We start from the raw sequence: 19,321 nt of genomic DNA on the forward strand, positions 1-19,321 counted from the left end.
CACACATCGGCAAGCACAACTGGAAATTCGCGAATTTCTGAAAATCTGTTGCAATGCAACTGCTATACGGGCGCTAATGTTCGGTTCCCGCTGCACTTTGAATTGCGTCTCTAAACGCCACGACAAAACTTAACTGCCATAAAATTTCGAATCGAGGCTGGCCATGACGACCTCCGTACTGAAATATTTTTTCGCATTGGTTCTGTTTTTTACCATCAACATCGTGAGTTCCGTTTCTCATGCAGGGATGATCGATGGCAAAACCGCCATGACCGTGCTGATCGGCAAGACATGGGCCGGAAAAAACGAAAGTGGCGATGATTATTGGTTCTGGCACGAGCCGGGATCTCGCTCAGGAACGTTTGGCGCGAAGTTCAAAAGCACACGCAAAGGCACGAGCGAACACCACGGCACTTGGGAAATAAAAGATGCACAAGTGTGTTGGTATTGGCCCGATTGGAAGGCAACGCACTGCTACACCAAATTTGAACATGAGGGCGACAAGCTGAGCATGACTCGTTCAGATGGCCAGGTTCATTCCGGCATGCTGATTGCTGGTAACGTCGAGGGTTTATAGTCTCCATTTTTCGACCGCGTCCGGCTGCAAACATCCCCCTTCTCACTTGCCGCCGAGCATCTGTTTTGCGCAGCACGCCGGGGTGACGAAATCTCCGAGAACGCTTCTAGAACCCGTACAGCACCGGGAGCAGCCACGCCAGAACGGCCCAGACGATGACCGTCAGCGGCACCCCGACACGAACGAAATCCGAGAACGTATAGCCGCCGGCATTCATGACCAGGAGGTTGGTCTTGTAAGCCATGGGGGTGGCGTAGCTCATGTTCGCGCCGAACAGCACCGCCAGCACGAACGGCTCCACGGGCAGGCCGAGCTGCTGCGCCATGCCGACGGCAATCGGCGTGCCGATGACCGCCGCCGCATTGTTGGAGACGATGTTCGTCAGGACCGCCATGGTGGCCATCAGAACAGCGATCAGCACCGACGGCGGCGCGCCGTCGGCGACGGCCAGGATCAACTGCGCCAGATAATCCGCACCGCCGGTCTTCAGCAAGGCGGTGCCGAGCGCCAGGCTGGCGACAACGATCATGATCACCGGAATGCTGAGGGCCTGTGCAACGTCGCTCCAGCGCAGGCAGCGGGTGACAAGCATCGCCAGAATGCCGCACGTCGCGCTTGCCGCAATCGGCATCCAGCCGACCGCCGCAAAGACGATGATCGCACCCATGATCGCCAGCGCGACCGGCGCCCGGCTGGTCTTCGGCAGGTCGGTGGTGGCGTCGAGCACCAACACCTCGCCGCCCAGCTTCAGTTCGTGAATGCGTTCGCGCGGCCCCTGTACGAGCAACACATCGCCGACGCTCAGACGCACGTCCCCGACCTCCTCGCGCCGGGTTTGCACGCTCGCGCCGGCGCGGTGCAAGGCGAGGGAAACCAGTTGATAAGCGTCCGCGAACCGCGTGCTGGACAGCGAGCGTCCGTCCAGCGGCGAGCCCTGGGTGACGACAATCTCGGCGATCTGCTGATCGGCGTCCGACAGCGGATGTTCGTCGTCGACCGGATCGTCGCCTGCGTACAGGCGGACCCCGAGCACGGTTTCATATTCCTTCAGGTTTTCCGGCGTGTCGCGCACGCTCAACCGGTCCCCGGCGCGCAGAACCGCGTCGGGCAAAGGCAACATCACCCGGCCGCTGCCCCTGAAGATATTCAGGACCCGAAGCTGTCCGCCGGCCTTTTCCATCACTTCGCCGAGCGTACGCCCGTCGCAGAAGCTTTCTTCCTCGACGTTCAGATGCCCGTCGAAAAGCCGCGGCGAGGTGTCGTTCAGCCGAGCGTCGCGCTTCGGCAGGATCCTTGGCGCCACCAGCCACAGATAGACGATCCCGATCCCCCCGGCGATCGCCGCCGGCACCAGGAAATCGAACATCGCGAAGCGCGGCACCCCCATGTCGGCGGCGACCGAGACGACCAGCAGGTTTGTCGAGGTGCCGATCGTCGTGCTCATACCGCCGACCAGCGTCGCCATGCCCATCGGCATGAGGATGCCGGACGCGGACTCGCCCGTGCGCACGGCGATACCGACCAGTATCGGCAACAAAAGCACGACGATGGGCACGTTGTTGACGAACGCGCTGAGCACCGCGCCGACCAGCAACGTGAGCAGCAGGGAGAGCGACGGGCTTATCGACCACAACTGGGCCAGCGCGCGCCCCACCGGCTCGAGCGCGCCGGTCCTGACAAGTCCCTGCCCCGCCACCATCAGGGCGCATACCGCGATCAGCGCCTCGTGGCCAAATCCATGGAAGAAATTGACGGCGTGCAGCGACGTGCCGTCGGCGGCGGCGTACGGAAACAGCTCGAAACCGGCAACCAGCAGCACCAGCACCCCGAGAGAGGAGGTTTCGAGGGGGATTTTCTCACGCGTGAACAGGAAAAGGGCGACGGCGATCAGAAGCAGAACGGCCTGGGCGTGCGGATCGGGTAAAGGCGGCAGCATGGACCCATGATTGCATCCCGGCGACCCGCGCGTCATCAAGTTTCACATGGTCAACGGCGAAGCGGGGCATGTTAAGCGATCTCGATCACCGCCTCGACGTCGATCTCCATCAGCATCTCAGGACCTGAAGCGACGTTGCAAAGTATCCAGCGAACGTCCGGGAGCGTCCCGTCAGTATAAAGATCGAATTATGCGGGAAAGAAGCGCCGGGTCCGGTTTGCCAGTGCGACAAGCGTCAGCATCACCGGGACCTCCACGAGAACACCCACAACCGTTGCAAGCGCGGCACCGGAGTGCAGACCGAAGAGGCTAACCGCGACGGCGACCGCCAATTCGAAGAAGTTTGAGGTGCCGATCAATGCGCACGGTGCTGCAATCCTGAACGGAATGCGCCACATAAAAGCGGCACCATATGCGATCACGAAGATACCGTATGTCTGGATCAGAAGCGGGACCGCAATCATGGCGATGACCATTGGCCGGTCGAGTATGACCTGACCCTGAAAAGCGAACAGCAGGACAACGGTCGCCAGCAGACCGACAATGGACCATGGCTTGGCGCGTGACATAAAAGTATGCACGCTCGCCTCGCCACCCGCAGCCATCAACTTATGGCGCGTGACAAGCCCGGCAATCAAAGGCGTCGCCACATACAATCCAACTGAAAGAAGCAGGGTCCCCCAGGGTACCGAGATATCGGTCACACCCAGAAGGAATGCGACAATGGGTGCAAAGGCGAAGATCATGACAACATCGTTCACACTGACCTGTACCAGCGTGTATGTCGGATCGCCCTTGGTCAGTTGCGACCAGACGAAAACCATCGCCGTACATGGTGCTGCACCCAGCAGGATCACACCGGCCAGGTAGGCTTGTGCGTCGGCTTTCGGAATATATGCAGCAAATACGTGCTCAAAGAACAGGACACCAAGCGCCGCCATCGTGAAGGGTTTAATCAACCAGTTGACCGCGAGGGTCACAATCAGGCCTTTGGGCCGTTCGCCGATCTTGGAAAGCGCGGAAAAATCGACCCCCACCATCATCGGATAGATCATCGCCCAGATTAGTACGGCGATCAGAAAATTGACGTTCGCATATTCCAGTTTGGCAAGGGAGGCGACCATGTCGGGCGCAATGCGGCCCAGCCCGACGCCGGCCAACATAGCGGCGGCGACCCAGAGGCTGAGCCACTTCTCGAATATACCCATCGCCGCAGCTTCATCTTTCTGGGGAACCGAATTATTCATGTCAGGTGCTATCGATCATTGATTAAAGGACGTGTCATTGCGACCCGTCACGTCAGATAAATTGCCGAGTTAACGGGCGATGTAAAGATCGGACTCGATCCGGAGAAATATCTCTCGTCATGGGCATTGCGACATTTCATGACAGTTACGACACGTCGATCACCGCCTCGACGTCGATCTCCATCAGCATCTCCGGGCGGGCCAGGCCGTTGACGATCAGCCCGGTCTGGCAGGGCCGGACCCCCTTCAGCCATTTCGCCAGCACGGAAAAGACAGGGACGCGGTATTCGCGGTCCGTCAGATAAACCGTGAGCTTGACGATATCGCTCAGCGAGGCGCCCGCTTCGCGCAACAGCGTGTCGGTGCAGCGCATGGCGGTTTCCGCCTGCGCCGCCGGGTCGCCTTCGCCGATGAAGTTGCCGTCAAGGTCGAGGCCGGTCTGGCCGCGCACCCAGACCCGGTTGCCGGCCCGCACAGCCATCGCCAGCTCATAATCGAAATCCTCGCCGTTGTGAGTGAGGCTATGCTCGTAGGGGCGGTAACGCTGATGCGGCATGTGGGTCTCCGTTGTCTGTTAAGGGTGATCGTTCACTGCGTGATCTGTTCGCAACATTGCCTGAGTGCACCGCCTACTCTTCTTGATTATCCCGGCCGTCTTTTTTATCCCGGCCATCCGGCGCTTTCACGTTCACCGCGAACGGCTTCAGGCGCAGCTTGGTGCGGTGCTCTTCGGGGGCTTTTTCGCCGTCCGGATGATAGCCCCGGTAATAGTCCTTCTGCCATTTCTGGTCGCGGGCGGCGGTGTCGGGTTTCAGCAGATCGGCGTTGAAGGTGTTGCGGCTTTCCGACCATGCCATGTGGCGGTCGTGGGTCTGCTTGTCGCTTTCGAACGCGGCGATGGACGGCTCTGCGGATTCCAGAAAACCGGGGGCGGTGGGAAAGACATGGCAGAACGGCTCGTCACGTTCGAAGCGGACCGGCGTATGCGCCCGCGTGAACATCCAGTTCATGGTGAAGGTATAGCTCGACCAGTCGGTTTCAACCATGCCCGACAGGGCGTAAATGCCGTCTTTCGGGCGGTTCACCGGGCCTTGCGCCATCAGGCCGATGCCGGGCTCGGTACGAAACAGATAGCCGACATGAAACGTCAGGATGCCGGAGCCGAAGTGCGTCGCAGGCATCAGCCCCGTGTCCTCGCTGCTGATGGTGATGTCCGATTTCGAGGCGCCGCCGTTCCAAACCGCCTCGAACGCCACCGGTGCGCAGATTTCCCAGCCGTGCGCGTTGGCCATCGTCAGCGGCAGGCAGCGATAGGCATACGCTTCGGGCAAATCGTCCATCCAGCCCCGCCCGGACGGGGCCGGACGCAGTTTCGGCGGATTGGCGACGGTCGGATAGGCGACGATCTTCACGCGGGGTCCCCTTGTTACTCGCGACGATGGTAGCCCAAGCGCGCCGGGGCTTAAACATTGCTTTCACGTTGTTTTGATTGCGAAACGGGGATTTATACATTATTTACAGTTCGGTTTCGTGATTTAACTTGCTTATACATCAACGCGGTCGAAAGCGGCTCTGAACATGCATGGCAAACGGGTTTTATTGATCGTCTCGGGCGGCATCGCCGCCATCAAGATACCGGAAACGATCCGCCGCATCCGCGAGCGGGGCGGGGCGGTCCGCTGCGTGCTGACAAAAGGCGGCGAGCAATTCGTCACGCCGCTCAGCCTTTCGGCGCTTTCCGAAGACAAGGTCTACGGCGATCTTTTCTCGCTCACCGACGAACACGAGATGGGCCACATCAACCTGTCGCGCGACGCCGACGTCATCATGGTTGCGCCCGCCAGCGCCGATCTGCTGGCGAAAATGGCCGCGGGGCTGGCCTCGGATCTGGCCTCGACGGTGCTTTTAGCGACCGACAAGCCGGTGATCTGCGCCCCGGCCATGAATGTCCGGATGTGGGAACACGCCGCGACGCAGGCCAATATCGAAACCCTCAAGGCCCGCGGCATCATCTTTGTCGGCCCGACCGAAGGCGACATGGCGTGCGGCGAATACGGCATGGGCCGGATGTCGGAACCGGCGGAGCTTGTCGGCGCGCTTGAAAATTTTTTCGAAGGCGCGCCGCGCCCCCTTGAAGGCCGGCACGCCATCGTCACCAGCGGCCCGACCTTTGAGCCGATCGACCCGGTGCGCTATATCGCCAACCGCTCGAGCGGCAAGCAGGGCCATGCCATCGCCGCCGCGCTGGCCGCACTCGGCTGCCGCACCACGCTGGTCAGCGGGCCGACGCACCTCGCCGACCCTGCGGGCTGCGCCGTCATCCATATCGAAAGCGCGCGCGACATGCTGGCCGCCGCCCTTGCCGCACTGCCCGCCGACATCGCCGTCTGCGCCGCCGCCGTCGCCGACTGGCGCACGGCCGAAGCCCCCGATCAAAAAATCAAGAAGCAGGCCGGCAGCGCACCGCCGGCGCTGAGCATGGTCGAAAATCCGGACATCCTGGCGCAGCTCGCATCGGCGGGGAACAAGCGCCCGGCACTGGTCGTCGGCTTCGCCGCGGAAACCGACGATGTCATCGCCAATGCCCATGCCAAGCGCACGCGCAAGGGCTGCGACTGGATCGTCGCCAACGATGTTTCACCCGCGACCGGCACCTTTGCCGGCGACCACAACACCGTGCACCTGATTACCGGCACTGGCGAGGAAAGCTGGCCGCGGATGAGCAAATCCGCTGTCGCCGATCAGCTCGCCTTGCGGATCGCCGGACATTTCGAGGCCGCCGAATGAACGAAATCCGCGTCGATGTCGTCCGCCTTGCACACGGCAAGGATTTGCCGCTACCGGCCTATGCCACGGCGGAAAGCGCCGGTATGGACCTGCTCTGCGCCGAGACCGGCAGCGTTACCCTTGAGCCCGGATCGCGCGCGATGATCGCCACCGGCATCGCCATCCAGTTGCCGCACGGGTTCGAGGCGCAGGTCCGCCCGCGTTCGGGTCTCGCCGCCAAGCACGGCGTCACGGTCCTCAACAGTCCCGGCACCATCGATGCCGATTACCGGGGCGAAATAAAAGTAATCCTGATCAATCTGGGCGATCAGCCGGTCATGCTGTCGCGGGCCGAACGCATTGCGCAAATGGTGATCGCGCCGGTAACGCGGACCCGTTTGCACGAAGTCGAGACGCTGGAAAACAGCGCACGGGGAAGCGGCGGGTTCGGCTCGACCGGAATTAAAAGCTAAGCAGGGGGAATGCGCGGCGATGTTACGTATCACCAAGAAAATGCTGTTCGCCATCGAGGCGGTCCTCGATATCGCCTACCACGCCGGGTCCGAACCGGTGCAGAGCCGCGAGATCACGCGCCGCCAGGGCATTCCGCAACGCTACCTTGAACAGGCGCTGCAGCATCTCGTGCGCGACGACATCCTGGTCGGCGTCAGGGGGCCGCGCGGCGGCTACCGGCTGGCCCGCGAACGCAGGCGTATCTGCCTCGGCGACATCGTCCGCTCGGTGCGCAAGATGGAAACCGCCGAAGACCCCCTGCTGAACGAAGACGGTTCCGATCTCGGCCAGAAAGTGGTGCGCCCGCTTTGGTCGCTTATACAGGACGACGTCATGAAACGCCTCGATTCGACAACCATCGACGATCTTTGTAACAGCGCGATAGACGCAGGCATTGAAAGTGAAGGCCGTAAGAACCTAGATTTCATCATATGACAAGAAAGCTCAGAGGAACGCCGAACCATGAATGACAGTACAGCGCATCCACACGAAAGCCGCGGCAAGATTTACGACAGCATCGTCGATACCATCGGCGCCACGCCGCTGGTCCGCCTGAGCCGTCTGATGAAGGACAGCAATGTCGAAGGCGTCATTCTCGGCAAATGCGAATATTTCAATCCGCTGGCCTCGGTGAAGGACCGGATCGGCCTGGCGATGATCGAGGCCGCCGAACGCGACGGCCGCATCAAGGAAGGTGCGACCCTGATCGAACCGACATCGGGCAACACCGGCATTGCGCTGGCGTTCGTCTGTGCGGCCAAGGGCTACCGCCTGATCCTGACGATGCCGGAAAGCATGTCCGTCGAACGCCGCAAGATGCTCTTGCTGTTCGGGGCCGAACTGGTGCTGACACCGGCGCCGCTCGGCATGCGGGGCGCCATCGAAAAGGCCGAGGAACTGGTTTCGGAAATTCCCGGCGCGCTGATGCTGCAGCAGTTCGAAAACCCCGCCAACCCTGAAATCCACCGCCGCACCACGGCCGAGGAAATCTGGGCCGATACCGCCGGCAAGGTCGACTGTATCGTTTCCGGCGTCGGCACCGGCGGCACCATCACCGGCTGCGCCGAAGTATTGAAAAAGCGCAATCCCGACCTGAAGGTGGTCGCGGTCGAACCGGAAGACAGCCCGATCCTGTCGGGCGGCGCGCCTGGGCCGCACAAGATCCAGGGCATCGGCGCCGGTTTTGTGCCGGGGATTCTGGATCGCGGGCTGATCGACGAGGTTCTGCAGATCGGCAATGAAACCGCCTTCACCATGGCCCGCAAAGCGGCCAAGCTGGAAGGTCTGGCCGTCGGCATTTCATCGGGCGCCGCCCTCGCCGCCGCCGTCGAGGTTGCCGAGCGGGCGGACATGGCCGGCAAGAACATTGTCGTGATCCTGCCGTCGTTTGCGGAACGTTACCTGTCCACGGCCCTGTTCGAGGGCCTTGAGTAAACATGACCGACTTCACCGACGCCCAGGTCGAGCGCTATGCGCGGCACATCCTTTTGAAGGAAGTCGGCGGCATAGGGCAGGCCAAACTGATGGATGCAAAAGTCCTGGTCGTCGGTGCCGGGGGACTTGGTTCGCCTGCCATTCTTTATCTGGCGGCGGCGGGCGTCGGGACCATTGGCATCATCGACGCCGATACGGTCGATCTGTCCAACCTGCAGCGCCAGGTCGCGCACACCACGGACCGCATCGGCATGGCCAAGGTGGAAAGCGCCGCCATGACCGCCAACGCCATCAACCCGGACGTTAGAATCGTCCCGATCGAAGCCCGCCTCGACGCAACGAACGCGCTGGATATCATTTCCGACTACGACATCGTCGCCGACGGCTCGGACAATTTCGAAACCCGCTTCCTGATCAACGATGCCTGTTATCTCGCGGGCAAGACGCTGGTGTCCGCCGCGATCCTGCGCTTCGACGGACAGATCGCCACCTACAAGGCGCACATTCATGACGAAGACGGCACACACGGCCCCTGTTATCGGTGCATTTTCCGCGAAGCCCCGCCACCGGGCCAGGTCGCGAGTTGCGCCGAAGCAGGCGTGCTGGGCGCCATGTGCGGCATGATGGGCTCGCTGCAATCGACCGAAGTGCTGAAGGAGATCATGGGGATCGGCGACAGCCTGTCGGGCTCGTTGATCGTTGTCGACGGCCTGACCTCCGATTTCCGCAAGATCAAGGTAAAGGCCGATCCGGGGTGCCCGCTATGCGGCGACAACCCGGAAATCACCGATCTTTCGGCGCACCTGGATACGGCGCCTGCCGGATGTGCCGCCCATGGTTGAGGAAAAACCGCAAATCTCGAAATTATCCCTGGTCGTCGCATCCAACACCTATGAAAAGGTGCACTATGCGTTCGTCATGGCCGCCGGCGCGGCGGCAACCGGCATTCCCGTCACCATGTTCTTCACCATGGGCGCGTGCATTGCCGTTCTCGACGGTGCCGGCTGGCACGAGCTGGTTTCGGAAGTCACCGGCATGAGCGCCAAGCACCGCGACGAGGATTTCGCCGAAAAAGGCGTCGCCACCATGGATGAACTGATCGACGCCTGCGTCGAGCTGGGCGTTAGCTTCATGGTCTGTGAAATGGGCCTGCGCGCCGAGGGTCAGGATCAGCGCGGCGCGCGCAAGGGCCTCGACCTCGGACACAACGGCGTCGTCACGTTCCTGAACGACGCAGAACCGACCGGCTCGATCGTTTATATCTGAGCTGCGTACGTCATTCCGGCGCAGGCCGGAATCCAGAGCACGGGCAAAGCCTCAATCGGCAAGTCATCATCGCGCATCCCTGGTCCCCGGCCTTCGCCGGGGTGACGGTGACAGGAACCCTACCCCTGCACCCAGGGCAGGCCGCGCACCTTCCAGCCGTTGACGGTGCCGCGATGGTTATCGGCGTTCTTGTCGCCCTCGAAACCTTCAGCGATGTTGTAGCACTGCGTATAGCCGAGCGCGGTCATCGCCTTTGCCGCCGAGGCCGAGCGGACGCCTGAGCGGCACAGGAACAGGATCGGCGTTTCCTTGCCCGGCGCGGCATCGCGGACCGCGTCCTCGAAATGCGGATTGCGTTTCATGTCCGGAAACAAAACCCACGACACCTTGTGAAACGGGTTTTTGACCGCTTTCGGATCGGGTCCGCCGACATAGGCGAACTCGGCATCGGTGCGGACATCGACCAGAACGGCGGACGGGTCGCGTTGCAAAAGCTCCCATGCATCTTCCGGTGCAAGATCGCCCGCGTATTCGCTATCGCTCATGAATCCCGCCCTTCCAGATGGTCGATCATATCGTCAATCGCCGTAAATTTGCGACGCGGCTGCGGCTGTTCGGCGCGCGCGATCTCTTCTTGCTCGATTCGCTGCCAGTCTTCGAAATGAACCACGCGCACTTTGCGTTCCTTCAGCAAAGCTTCGAGTTTTACCCGCCCCGGCTTCAGCCCGCCATCGGGAAAGTCGGCGGCAATATGCTCGGCAACCTCGACGCCGTCGGGACGGCTTGAGGATATCACCCCGCTCGGTCCCCGCTTGATCCAGCCGACGGCATACAGCCCGTCGCCGATCTTGCCCCGGTCGTTGGGAATAATACCGAGCGCGTCGTCATACGGCAGCCCCGGGATCGGATCGGCGCGATAGCCGATCGCGGCGACAACCAGCCCGCAGGGAATGTCGTACGTCTCGCCCGTGCCGCTCGCCCTGCCGTTCTCGACACGGGTTCGTTCCATCCGGATGCCGGTCACATGCGAATCACCTAGGATCTCAACGGGCTGCGCATAAAAGCCGAAATGCGCGCGCTTCGGCATCGATTGCGGATCACGTTCGGAAAACGCGCGAAGCGTTTCGAGATTCTTTTCCGCCAGTCGCCGCGCGCGGTTTTCCATGTCATCGGGCACGCTCGCGGGCAGGTCGGCGGCGTCGACGACTGGCGCGCATTCGCTCAAATCCAGCATCTCACGCAATTCGACATTGGTGAACTTGGCCTCCAGCGGGCCGCGCCGCCCCAACACGTATACATCCTTGATCGGCGATGCGTCGATCGCCGCGCGGGCATAGAGTGGCAGATCGGTTTTCGCGCGGCCCGATTTCGAACGCACGAGTACCCGCGCAATATCCAGGGCGACGTTGCCGTTGCCGATGACGACCGCCGTCTCGACGTTCAGGTCCAACTCCAGTTCAACGAAATCCGGGTGGCCGTTGTACCAGCCGACGAACGCCGCAGAGCCGTGTACGCCGATCTTGTCGGCGCCCGGGACCGTCAGCACCCGGTCCGCCGGCGCGCCGATTGCCAGAATGACGACGTCGTACATGTCGCGAAGTTCGCCGAGTGTGACGTCGCGGCCGACCTCGACATTGCCGAAATAGCGCATGCCGCCCAGAAGCGCGGTTTTTTCGAACTTCTTGGTGACTTTCTTGGTCGTCTGGTGATCCGGGGCGACGCCGCCACGGATCAGCCCATACGGCGTCGGCAGACGTTCGATGATGTCGATTTCAGCGTCATCGTTGCTTTTCTGGATGGCGTCCGCCGCATAAAAGCCAGCCGGGCCCGAGCCGATGATTGCGACTGTTATTGCCATCCTGCTCCCCTGCTTTTCATTGGCGTCGGCAATGTCATTTTAGCGGCAATTTTTCAGTCTGAAACCGTCCAGGTATGTCCGCCATGCATGATGGATTTCAAATCCGCGTCCTTTGCCCTTTTTCTGGCTTCTTCCTTCATGTGCGCCACCCCTTCGCCATAGCTGAGGCCCGGCTCACAGTAGATCACGCCGACGGCGACCGGCAAAGCATGGTCATCCATGGCGGCCAGCATACCGGCCAGGGTGCGGTTGGTTTCATCGTGCACCAGAACACCGGCGGCTTCCGGTCCGTCCTCGCCGACCGCGACGACGTCGAGCGACAATGTCGCCGGGTTCAGCTTCAGGCCCTTGTCCGCGTCCTTGCCGAAGACAAGCGGTTCGCCATGCCGGCACACCACCTGACGGTCGGCGGCAACGGCTTTTTCGGTGATGTCGGCAAACACACCGTCATTGTAGACGATGCAGTTCTGCAGGATCTCGACGAAGCTGGCACCCTTGTGTTCGTGCGCACGCTTGAGGATTCCCGGCAGGTCTTTCTGCTGCGCATCGATGCCGCGCGCGACGAATTTCGCACCGGCGCCCAGAACGAACACGCATGCCGAAACCGGATTATCGACCGATCCCAGCGGTGTCGACGGCGAGCGTGTTCCGGCGCGCGATGTCGGCGACGCCTGGCCTTTGGTCAGGCCGTAGATTTCGTTGTTGAACAGCAAGACCTGTACGTCGACGTTGCGCCGGATCACGTGCATCAGATGATTGCCGCCGATCGACAGCATGTCGCCGTCGCCGCCGATGACCCAGACGTCCAGTTCCGGATTGGCCAGCTTGATGCCGGTCGCAAACGCCGGTGCGCGACCGTGGATCGTATGGAAACCGTACGTTTCGACATAATACGGGAAGCGCGCCGCGCAGCCGATGCCGGACACGAAAACCGTGTTCGCCGGATCGGCCTCGATATCGGCAAGCGTGTTGAGGACGGCGCGCAGGATCGCATAATCGCCGCAACCGGGGCACCAGCGAACTTCCTGATCGGTTGCGAAGTCCTTGGCGGTACGTTTCGCGGGTGGGGTCAGTTCGTTCATCTCTCAACCCTCCAGAATGTCGAGGATCGCGTCCTCGATTTCGCTGATCCGGAACGGCTGGCCGGAAATCTTGTTCAATGGTTTGGCGTCGAGCAAATACTCGGCCTTCAGAAGCGTGATCAGCTGGCCATTGTTCATCTCCGGCACCAGGACCGTGTCGTAGCCCGCAAGCAGGTCGCCGAGATTCGCCGGCAGCGGCCAGATATGCGTCAGATGCACGTGCGCGACATCCTTGCCGCGGCGGATCAAGTTGTCGACGGCGCGGTTGATCGGGCCGTATGTCGACCCCCAGCCGACGACGCAAAGCTTGCCGGATGTGTTGCCGAGTTCGACATCCTGCGCCGGAATGTCCCCCGCGATGCCGTCGATCTTGGCGGCGCGGACCTTGGTCATCCGGTGGTGGTTGTCCGGGTCGTAGGAAATATGCCCGGTGTCGTAGCTGCGCTCGATGCCGCCGATGCGATGCATCATGTCGGGCGTGCCGGGCTTGGCCCAGACCCGGGCCAGCGTTTCCTCGTCGCGCAGGAACGGATGGAAGCCTTCCGGCTCGGTGTGGAACGTCACCGGGAACGCTTCGTACGCATCCAGGTCCGGCAGCTTCCACGGTTCGGCGGCGTTGGCGATATAGCCGTCGGTCAACAGCATCACCGGGGTCATGTATTTGGTCGCGAGGCGGACCGCCTCGATCCCGACCTCGAAGCAATCGGACGCCGAGCGTGTCGAAAGGACGACCAGCGGCGAATCGCCGTTGCGCCCGTAGACCGCCTGATACAGATCCGACTGTTCGGTCTTGGTCGGCAGCCCCGTCGACGGGCCGCCCCGCTGCGAATTGACGATGATCATGGGAAGCTCGGCGGACAACGCCAGACCGATGGCTTCGCCCTTCAGCGCGATGCCAGGCCCGGAACTGGATGTGATGCCGAGCGCACCGGCGTAGCTGCCGCCGATAGCGGCGCAGGCGGCGGCGATTTCGTCCTCGGCCTGAAACGTCGTCACGCCGAGATGTTGCATCTTCGCCAGCGAATGCAGAAGCGGCGACGCCGGGGTGATCGGATAGGACGCAAAGAGGATTTCCAGCGCCGCCAGCTCGGCCCCCTTGACCAGCCCCCAGGCCAGCGCCTCGGTGCCGGTGACGGTCCGGTAAAGGCCCGGCGCGATATCGGCGGGGGCAATGTGGAAACCGTGAATGCCGTCCGGCAGTTCCGCGGTTTCGCCCATGGCGTGGCCGGCGTTCATCGCCGCGATGTTGGCATTGGCGATTTCCGGACGCGCGGCGAACTTGCCGGTGAGCCAGTCCTGCGTCGTCTGACGCGAGCGCCCGAACAGCCAGTAAACGAAGCCGAGCGCCCACATGTTCTTGCAGCGTAGCGCGTCTTTCTTGGAAAGCCCGAATTCCTTCACCGCTTCCAGCGTCATGGCGGAAACGTCGATGGCGACGACCCGGTACGGATCGAGCGTGCCGTCGTCGAGCGGCGATGCATCGTATCCGGCCTTGGTCAGGTTTCGCTCGTTGAAGGTGCCGGTATCTAGGATCACCAGACCGCCCTTGCGCAACCGTGACAGTTCGACCTTGAGCGCCGCCGGGTTCATGGCAACCAGCACATCGAAATCGTCGCCCGATGTCATGATCCTGCGCGCGCCGAAATTGATCTGGAACGAACTGACGCCGAACGTGGTGCCGACCGGGGCCCTGATTTCCGCCGGGAAGTCCGGGAACGTCGCAAGATCGTTGCCGGCAAGCGCCGTCGCTTCGGTGAACTGCCCGCCCGTCAACTGCATGCCGTCGCCGCTGTCGCCGGCGAAACGGACAACGGCGGCTTCCAGCTCGTCTCTGCTTGAGGCATCGGCTGGGGCGTTCATAACCTGATCTATTTTTGTCATGTGTACTTCTATCAATGGCGTCCGCACGGGGACATTCTGACGACACGTAATTTTGCGCTGCAAAACGCAAGATCGTGAAAAACAGGGGAAATATAAGCCGGAGTTGCGATGCCGACAACCCAAGGCATCTTAGGGTTTTTCGGCATGCGGGTCTGGCAAATTTCTTCGCCAACGCCGATATTAGGCGAAGCGTTTCAAAAAGGAGTCCTCGATGTCATCCCTGCCCGCCGATCCCGCCGGAATTCTTGACGATTTACTTGCCCGCGCCAAGGCCAAGGGTGCCGATGCCGCGGACGCCTTACTGGTGGAAGGCACGTCTTCGAGCCTGTCGTGCCGGCTGGGCGAGCCCGAGGATCTGGAACGTTCGGAAGGCTTCGATCTCGGGCTCCGCGTGCTGATCGGCAAGCGCCAGGCCGTCGTCTCGTCGTCGGATCTGTCGCACCAGGCCCTGGATGAATTGCTTGAGCGCGCCGTCACCATGGCCCGCGCCGTGCCCGAAGATGCCTACGCCGGACTCGCCGACCCCGATCAGCTGGCTACCGAGATCCCCGACCTCGACGAGTTCGACCCCGCCGAGCCGAGCGCCGAACAGATGATCGACATGGCCCGCGCCTGCGAGGATGCGGCGCGCGCCGTCAAAGGTATCACCAATTCCGAAGGCGCCGGCGTCAGCTTCGGCAAATCGACGGTGTACCTCGCCGCGACCAACGGCTTCAATGGCACGCGCCAGGGCTCCAGGTTTTCCGTCAGCGTCAGCGTCGTCGCCGGCGAAGGCACGAAGATGGAACGCGATTACGAATATTCCTCGGCGGTGTGGCTCAGCGATCTCGAAGACCCGGCCCAGGTCGGCACGAAAGCGGGCGAGAACACCATCCGCCGGCTGAACCCGAAAAAGGCCGAAAGCGCGCAAGTGCCGATCGTTTACGATCCGCGCGTCGCCTCATCGCTGGTCGGTCACTTCTGCGGCGCTATTAACGGCCAGTCGGTGGCGCGCGGCACCACGTTTCTCGCCGGCAAGATGGGCGAGAAGATTTTCGCCGACGGCATCGTCATCGTCGACGATCCGCTCAGGAAACGCGGACTGCGCTCCAAGCCCTTCGACGGCGAAGGCGTGCAGACGAAAACCCGCAACGTCATCGACGACGGCGTGCTGACGACCTGGATTCTCGATCTCGCCACATCGCGGCAACTGGGGCTCGAAACCACCGGCCACGCGTCTCGCGGCACCGGCGGCCCGCCCAGCCCGTCCGTCACCAACGTGCATCTGGCGCCAGGCAGCGTCAGCAAAAAGGACCTGATCGGCGCCATCGACAACGGTTTCTACGTGACCGAGCTGATCGGCATGGGCGTCAATAACGTGACCGGCGATTACTCGCGGGGTGCCGGCGGCTTCTGGATCGAGAACGGCGAGATCGCCTATCCGGTCAACGAGATCACCATCGCCGGAAATCTCAAGGACATGTTCCTCAACATGAGCGCGGCGGATGACCTGGAATTCAAGCGCGCGACGAACGCGCCGACCGTGCGCGTCGATGGCATGACCATCGCGGGACGATAAACGCTCCCCTCTCCCGGCGCGCAGGCGCGCCACCCTCTCCCCGGGGAGAGGGGTTTGCCGGTCACCGGGCGGAAGTTCCACCCCTCTCCCTAGGGAGAGGGGACTCACCCCGGCATCAAAAGCGCCAGCGCGGCGGGGGCCAGCGTGATGCGGGCCGGCAGACTGGCGAGGATATCGCCGTCGCCCTGTACCGGTTCCGCGTCGACGCGTTCGACGACGATGTCGGTCGCCGGGACGATTTTCACGTCCGGCAATTCGTGCAGCCGCCCGAGCGCCATCCATACGGCGTAGCGCATGGTCCGGAGCGCACCCGGTTTCATGAACAGCACGACGTGCAGCGTCGGGTCCTGCAGCCGCGCATCGGGTGCGCAGACGAACGTGCCGCCGTAAAAATGACCGTTCGCAATCACCGCCGAGGCGACGTCGAAACGCGCGCCGTCGACGATGACCCGGTATTTCGGAAACTTGAAACAGACCAGCGCCTTCAGGGTCGAGATCACGTAAGCCACCTTGCCGAACAGCTTCTTGATCATCGGTTTGACCTCGGCAACGACATGCGCATCGAAGCCGAAACCGGCCATCATCACGAAGCGCCGCCCGTTGACGATGCCGACCGATATCGGCTGCGCGACGCCGTGGGCGATCGTCTCGGCGATCTCGCGGGGGGAACCGCCGAGGCCGATTTCATGGGCCAGCACATTGGCGGTGCCGAGCGGAATGATCGCCAGCGGCAGTTTCTTGTCACCGAGCCCGTTGACCGCCTCGTTGATCGTGCCGTCGCCGCCGGCCACCGCGATCACGTCGTGCTGCGTGGGATCGGCGGCGCGCGCGAAAGCTTCGGCGTCGCCGCGCCTTGTCGTCGGGCGCACGTCGACGTCGACACCCTCGGCGATCAGGGCGCTGAGGATCCGCTCGAAGCGGCGGCGCCGACGCCAGCCGGCGGTCGGGTTATGAATAACAAGGACGCGCCGGTGCGGGCGCCCAGCCAGCTCGCTTTCCGGCAGCTCGTCGGGACTGGTCACAGGAAAATCTCCGAATTACCCGGGGGCTAATACCTAACTCATAACCAACATCAAAAATATATGTAAGTCATGTGACAAAACGGTGAAGGTTTTTAATCGTCACAAAAGTAAAATATGCATCCGTTATTGTCCAACCACTAAATAACGTGGTTCTGGACAATAATACTGGGCAGAGATCTGAGACTGTGAACGAGCTCTCCAAAAAGCAACATCGTTACCGCAGCATATGGATCTCGGATGTCCATCTCGGCACGCCGGGCTGTCAGGCGGAAATGCTGCTGGACTTCCTGAAGAACACCGAAAGCAAGTACCTGTACCTGGTCGGCGACATCATCGACGGCTGGCGCATGAAGCGGTCCTGGTACTGGCGCCAGGCGCATAACGACGTGATCCAGAAAATCCTCAGAAAGGCGCGCAAGGGCACGCGGGTCATCTACATCCCCGGCAACCATGACGAAAGCTTCCGCGACTTCACCAACCATCGCTTCGGCCGCGTCGCCGTGCTGTACGAGACCGTGCACACCATGGCCGGCGGCAAGCGGTATCTGGTGCTGCACGGCGACCGCTTCGACGGCGTCATCAAGTACGCCAAATGGCTGGCATTCCTGGGTGACCATGCCTACGCCGCGGCGATCGCCGTGAACCTGTGGTTCAATCTTGTTCGCCGCAAGTTCGGCCTGCCGTACTGGTCGCTGTCGGCGTTTCTCAAGCACAAGGTCAAGAACGCCGTCGAATACATTTCCAAGTTCGAGGACGCCGTCGTCGAGGAAGCGCACCGGCGCGGCACCGACGGGGTCATCTGCGGGCACATCCATTCCGCCGAAATCCGCGACATCGACGGCATCAGATACTGCAACGACGGCGACTGGGTCGAAAGCTGCACGGCGCTGGTCGAGCACGAAGACGGCCGGCTTGAAATTCTCCACTGGGCCGAGATGCAAGGGCTCTCGCTGTTAGGGAAAGACACATGCGACTCCTCATCGTCAGCGACGCCTGGCTTCCTCAGGTCAATGGCGTTGTCCGTTCGCTCGATACTGTAAGGCAGGGCCTGTGCGAGCGCGGCCATACGCTTGAGATGGTCACGCCGGATCGCTTCAACACCATTCCGTGTCCGACCTATCCGGAAATCCGCCTCGCCGTTCTGCCGGGCGCCAAGACCGCGTCCCTGATCGAAAACTTCCGCCCCGACGCCATCCACATCGCCACCGAAGGCCCGCTCGGCCAGGCCGCACGCAAGCACTGCCTGGCGCGCGGTTATCCGTTCACCACCGCGTATCACACGCGCTTTCCGGAATACATTCATGCCCGCTGCCGGTTTCCGCTGAGCTGGAGCTATGCGCATCTCAGGAAATTTCACAATGCCGGCAAGCGGATCATGGTGGCGACGCAGACCATCGAGGACGATCTGGCGGCGCGCGGCTTCAACAACATCGTGCGCTGGACACGCGGCGTCGACACCGAGCTGTTTCACCCCCGCAGCGAACCGTTTCTGGATTTTCCACGCCCGATCAGTGTCTACGTCGGCCGTGTCGCCGTCGAAAAGAACATCGAGGCGTTTCTGAAGCTCGACATCCCCGGCACCAAGATGATCGTCGGCGACGGCCCGGCCCGCCGCGAACTCGAAACCCGATACCCCGACGCCAAATTCGTCGGTGCGCGCGAAGGTACGGATCTGGCGCGGCATTTCGCGGCCAGCGATGTGTTCGTGTTCCCGAGCCGCACCGATACCTTCGGCCTTGTGCTTCTGGAGGCACTGGCGTCGGGCCTGCCGGTCGCGGCCTATCCCGTCCCCGGGCCGCTCGACGTCATCGGCACGGCCCCGGTCGGCGTGCTCAGCGAAAACCTCGAAGCTGCCGTCAAAAAGGCGCTGGTCATCGATCCCGTGCTGTGCCGCCAACATGCGGAAGGGTTTTCATGGGATAAGTCCATCGACCAGTTTTTCACCAATCTCTATCCGTTCCGGGGTGAAGGCGCGTTCGGCAACGCCGCCGCCTGATCTCCGCAAACCCCCTCTCCCGGCGCTTCGCGCCACCCTCTCCCAAGGGAGAGGGGTTTGTCTATCACCGGGCGGTCGTTCCACCCCTCTCCCTTGGGAGAGGGTGGCGAACGAAGTGAGCCGGGAGAGGGGGCTCAGCAGGAACATAATCCTCATTCAGAAAGGCCCATTCGCATTGGCCACCG

19 protein-coding genes are annotated in these 19,321 nt (G+C 62.0%); 10 read left to right on the forward strand and 9 right to left on the reverse strand.

Annotation, left to right across the window (positions count from 1 at the left end; genetic code table 11):
- The first annotated feature begins 163 nt into the window (after positions 1-163).
- Positions 164-577, forward strand: a complete 414-nt coding sequence (locus L2D14_00840) for a hypothetical protein (protein WNJ99986.1) — start codon at positions 164-166, stop codon at positions 575-577.
- Between the two features lie 106 nt (positions 578-683).
- Here L2D14_00840 and L2D14_00845 read toward each other — a convergent pair whose 3' ends face one another.
- From L2D14_00845 to L2D14_00860, 4 genes are all read right to left on the reverse strand, one after another.
- On the reverse strand, positions 684-2,549 hold the full coding sequence (locus tag L2D14_00845) for an SLC13 family permease (protein WNJ99987.1): 1,866 nt from the start codon (positions 2,547-2,549) through the stop codon (positions 684-686).
- 152 nt (positions 2,550-2,701) lie between these two features.
- Entirely contained in the window at positions 2,702-3,760 is a 1,059-nt protein-coding gene (gene arsB, locus L2D14_00850; GenBank protein ID WNJ99988.1) for an ACR3 family arsenite efflux transporter, read from the reverse strand.
- 145 nt (positions 3,761-3,905) lie between these two features.
- Positions 3,906-4,316: a Rid family hydrolase gene (locus L2D14_00855; GenBank protein WNJ99989.1), complete on the reverse strand. Its 411-nt coding sequence runs from the start codon at positions 4,314-4,316 to the stop codon at positions 3,906-3,908.
- A gap of 73 nt (positions 4,317-4,389) precedes the next feature.
- Positions 4,390-5,172, reverse strand: coding sequence for a DUF6065 family protein (locus L2D14_00860; protein WNJ99990.1), 783 nt, complete (start codon positions 5,170-5,172; stop codon positions 4,390-4,392).
- A 166-nt stretch (positions 5,173-5,338) separates the two neighbouring features.
- On the opposite strand from L2D14_00860, the gene coaBC reads away from it, so the two are divergent.
- Genes coaBC through L2D14_00890 form a run of 6 tightly spaced genes read left to right on the forward strand, consistent with a single transcriptional unit; the run spans position 5,339 to position 9,739 of the window.
- Positions 5,339-6,547 (forward strand): bifunctional phosphopantothenoylcysteine decarboxylase/phosphopantothenate--cysteine ligase CoaBC, encoded by a 1,209-nt coding sequence (coaBC, locus tag L2D14_00865; protein WNJ99991.1) that lies wholly within the window; start codon positions 5,339-5,341, stop codon positions 6,545-6,547.
- Positions 6,544-6,999, forward strand: a complete 456-nt coding sequence (gene dut, locus L2D14_00870) for a dUTP diphosphatase (GenBank protein ID WNJ99992.1) — start codon at positions 6,544-6,546, stop codon at positions 6,997-6,999. The genes coaBC and dut overlap by 4 nt, the downstream gene beginning before the upstream one ends.
- Positions 7,000-7,018: 19 nt before the next feature.
- Positions 7,019-7,474, forward strand: a complete 456-nt coding sequence (locus L2D14_00875; GenBank protein ID WNJ99993.1) for an Rrf2 family transcriptional regulator — start codon at positions 7,019-7,021, stop codon at positions 7,472-7,474.
- Positions 7,475-7,501: 27 nt separating this feature from the next.
- A complete protein-coding gene (cysK, locus tag L2D14_00880; GenBank protein ID WNJ99994.1) occupies positions 7,502-8,473 on the forward strand; it encodes a cysteine synthase A in 972 nt (323 codons plus the stop codon).
- A gap of 2 nt (positions 8,474-8,475) precedes the next feature.
- Positions 8,476-9,315: a molybdopterin-synthase adenylyltransferase MoeB gene (moeB, locus tag L2D14_00885; protein WNJ99995.1), complete on the forward strand. Its 840-nt coding sequence runs from the start codon at positions 8,476-8,478 to the stop codon at positions 9,313-9,315.
- Positions 9,308-9,739: a DsrE family protein gene (locus L2D14_00890; protein ID WNJ99996.1), complete on the forward strand. Its 432-nt coding sequence runs from the start codon at positions 9,308-9,310 to the stop codon at positions 9,737-9,739. The genes moeB and L2D14_00890 overlap by 8 nt, the downstream gene beginning before the upstream one ends.
- Before the next feature lie 119 nt (positions 9,740-9,858).
- On the opposite strand, the gene L2D14_00895 is transcribed toward L2D14_00890, so the two are convergent.
- From L2D14_00895 to L2D14_00910, 4 genes are read right to left on the reverse strand one after another with little or no spacing between them, the layout of a single operon-like run.
- On the reverse strand, positions 9,859-10,284 hold the full coding sequence (locus L2D14_00895; protein WNJ99997.1) for a rhodanese-like domain-containing protein: 426 nt from the start codon (positions 10,282-10,284) through the stop codon (positions 9,859-9,861).
- The gene (locus tag L2D14_00900; protein WNJ99998.1) at positions 10,281-11,597 is read right to left on the reverse strand and encodes an FAD-dependent oxidoreductase; all 1,317 of its coding nucleotides are present in this window, start codon (positions 11,595-11,597) and stop codon (positions 10,281-10,283) included. The genes L2D14_00895 and L2D14_00900 overlap by 4 nt, the downstream gene beginning before the upstream one ends.
- Before the next feature lie 53 nt (positions 11,598-11,650).
- The gene (locus L2D14_00905) at positions 11,651-12,679 is read right to left on the reverse strand and encodes a 2-oxoacid:ferredoxin oxidoreductase subunit beta (protein ID WNJ99999.1); all 1,029 of its coding nucleotides are present in this window, start codon (positions 12,677-12,679) and stop codon (positions 11,651-11,653) included.
- Positions 12,680-12,682: 3 nt separating this feature from the next.
- The gene (locus tag L2D14_00910; GenBank protein WNK00001.1) at positions 12,683-14,560 is read right to left on the reverse strand and encodes a 2-oxoacid:acceptor oxidoreductase subunit alpha; all 1,878 of its coding nucleotides are present in this window, start codon (positions 14,558-14,560) and stop codon (positions 12,683-12,685) included.
- A gap of 211 nt (positions 14,561-14,771) precedes the next feature.
- Between L2D14_00910 and L2D14_00915 the strand changes: the two genes are divergently transcribed.
- Entirely contained in the window at positions 14,772-16,118 is a 1,347-nt protein-coding gene (locus L2D14_00915) for a metallopeptidase TldD-related protein (protein WNK00002.1), read from the forward strand.
- Positions 16,119-16,222: 104 nt separating this feature from the next.
- Here the strand turns inward: L2D14_00915 and L2D14_00920 are convergent, their stop codons facing one another.
- Positions 16,223-17,140, reverse strand: coding sequence for a diacylglycerol kinase family lipid kinase (locus L2D14_00920; GenBank protein ID WNK00003.1), 918 nt, complete (start codon positions 17,138-17,140; stop codon positions 16,223-16,225).
- Between the two features lie 185 nt (positions 17,141-17,325).
- Between L2D14_00920 and L2D14_00925 the strand changes: the two genes are divergently transcribed.
- Positions 17,326-18,180 carry a UDP-2,3-diacylglucosamine diphosphatase gene (locus L2D14_00925; GenBank protein WNK00004.1) on the forward strand — a complete coding sequence of 285 codons (855 nt, stop codon included), beginning with the start codon at positions 17,326-17,328 and terminating at the stop codon, positions 18,178-18,180.
- A complete protein-coding gene (locus L2D14_00930; GenBank protein ID WNK00005.1) occupies positions 18,108-19,136 on the forward strand; it encodes a glycosyltransferase family 1 protein in 1,029 nt (342 codons plus the stop codon). The genes L2D14_00925 and L2D14_00930 overlap by 73 nt, the downstream gene beginning before the upstream one ends.
- Positions 19,137-19,321 lie beyond the last annotated feature (185 nt).

The organism is Thalassospiraceae bacterium LMO-JJ14, assembly GCA_021555105.2.
GTDB lineage: Bacteria > Pseudomonadota > Alphaproteobacteria > Rhodospirillales > Casp-alpha2 > UBA4479.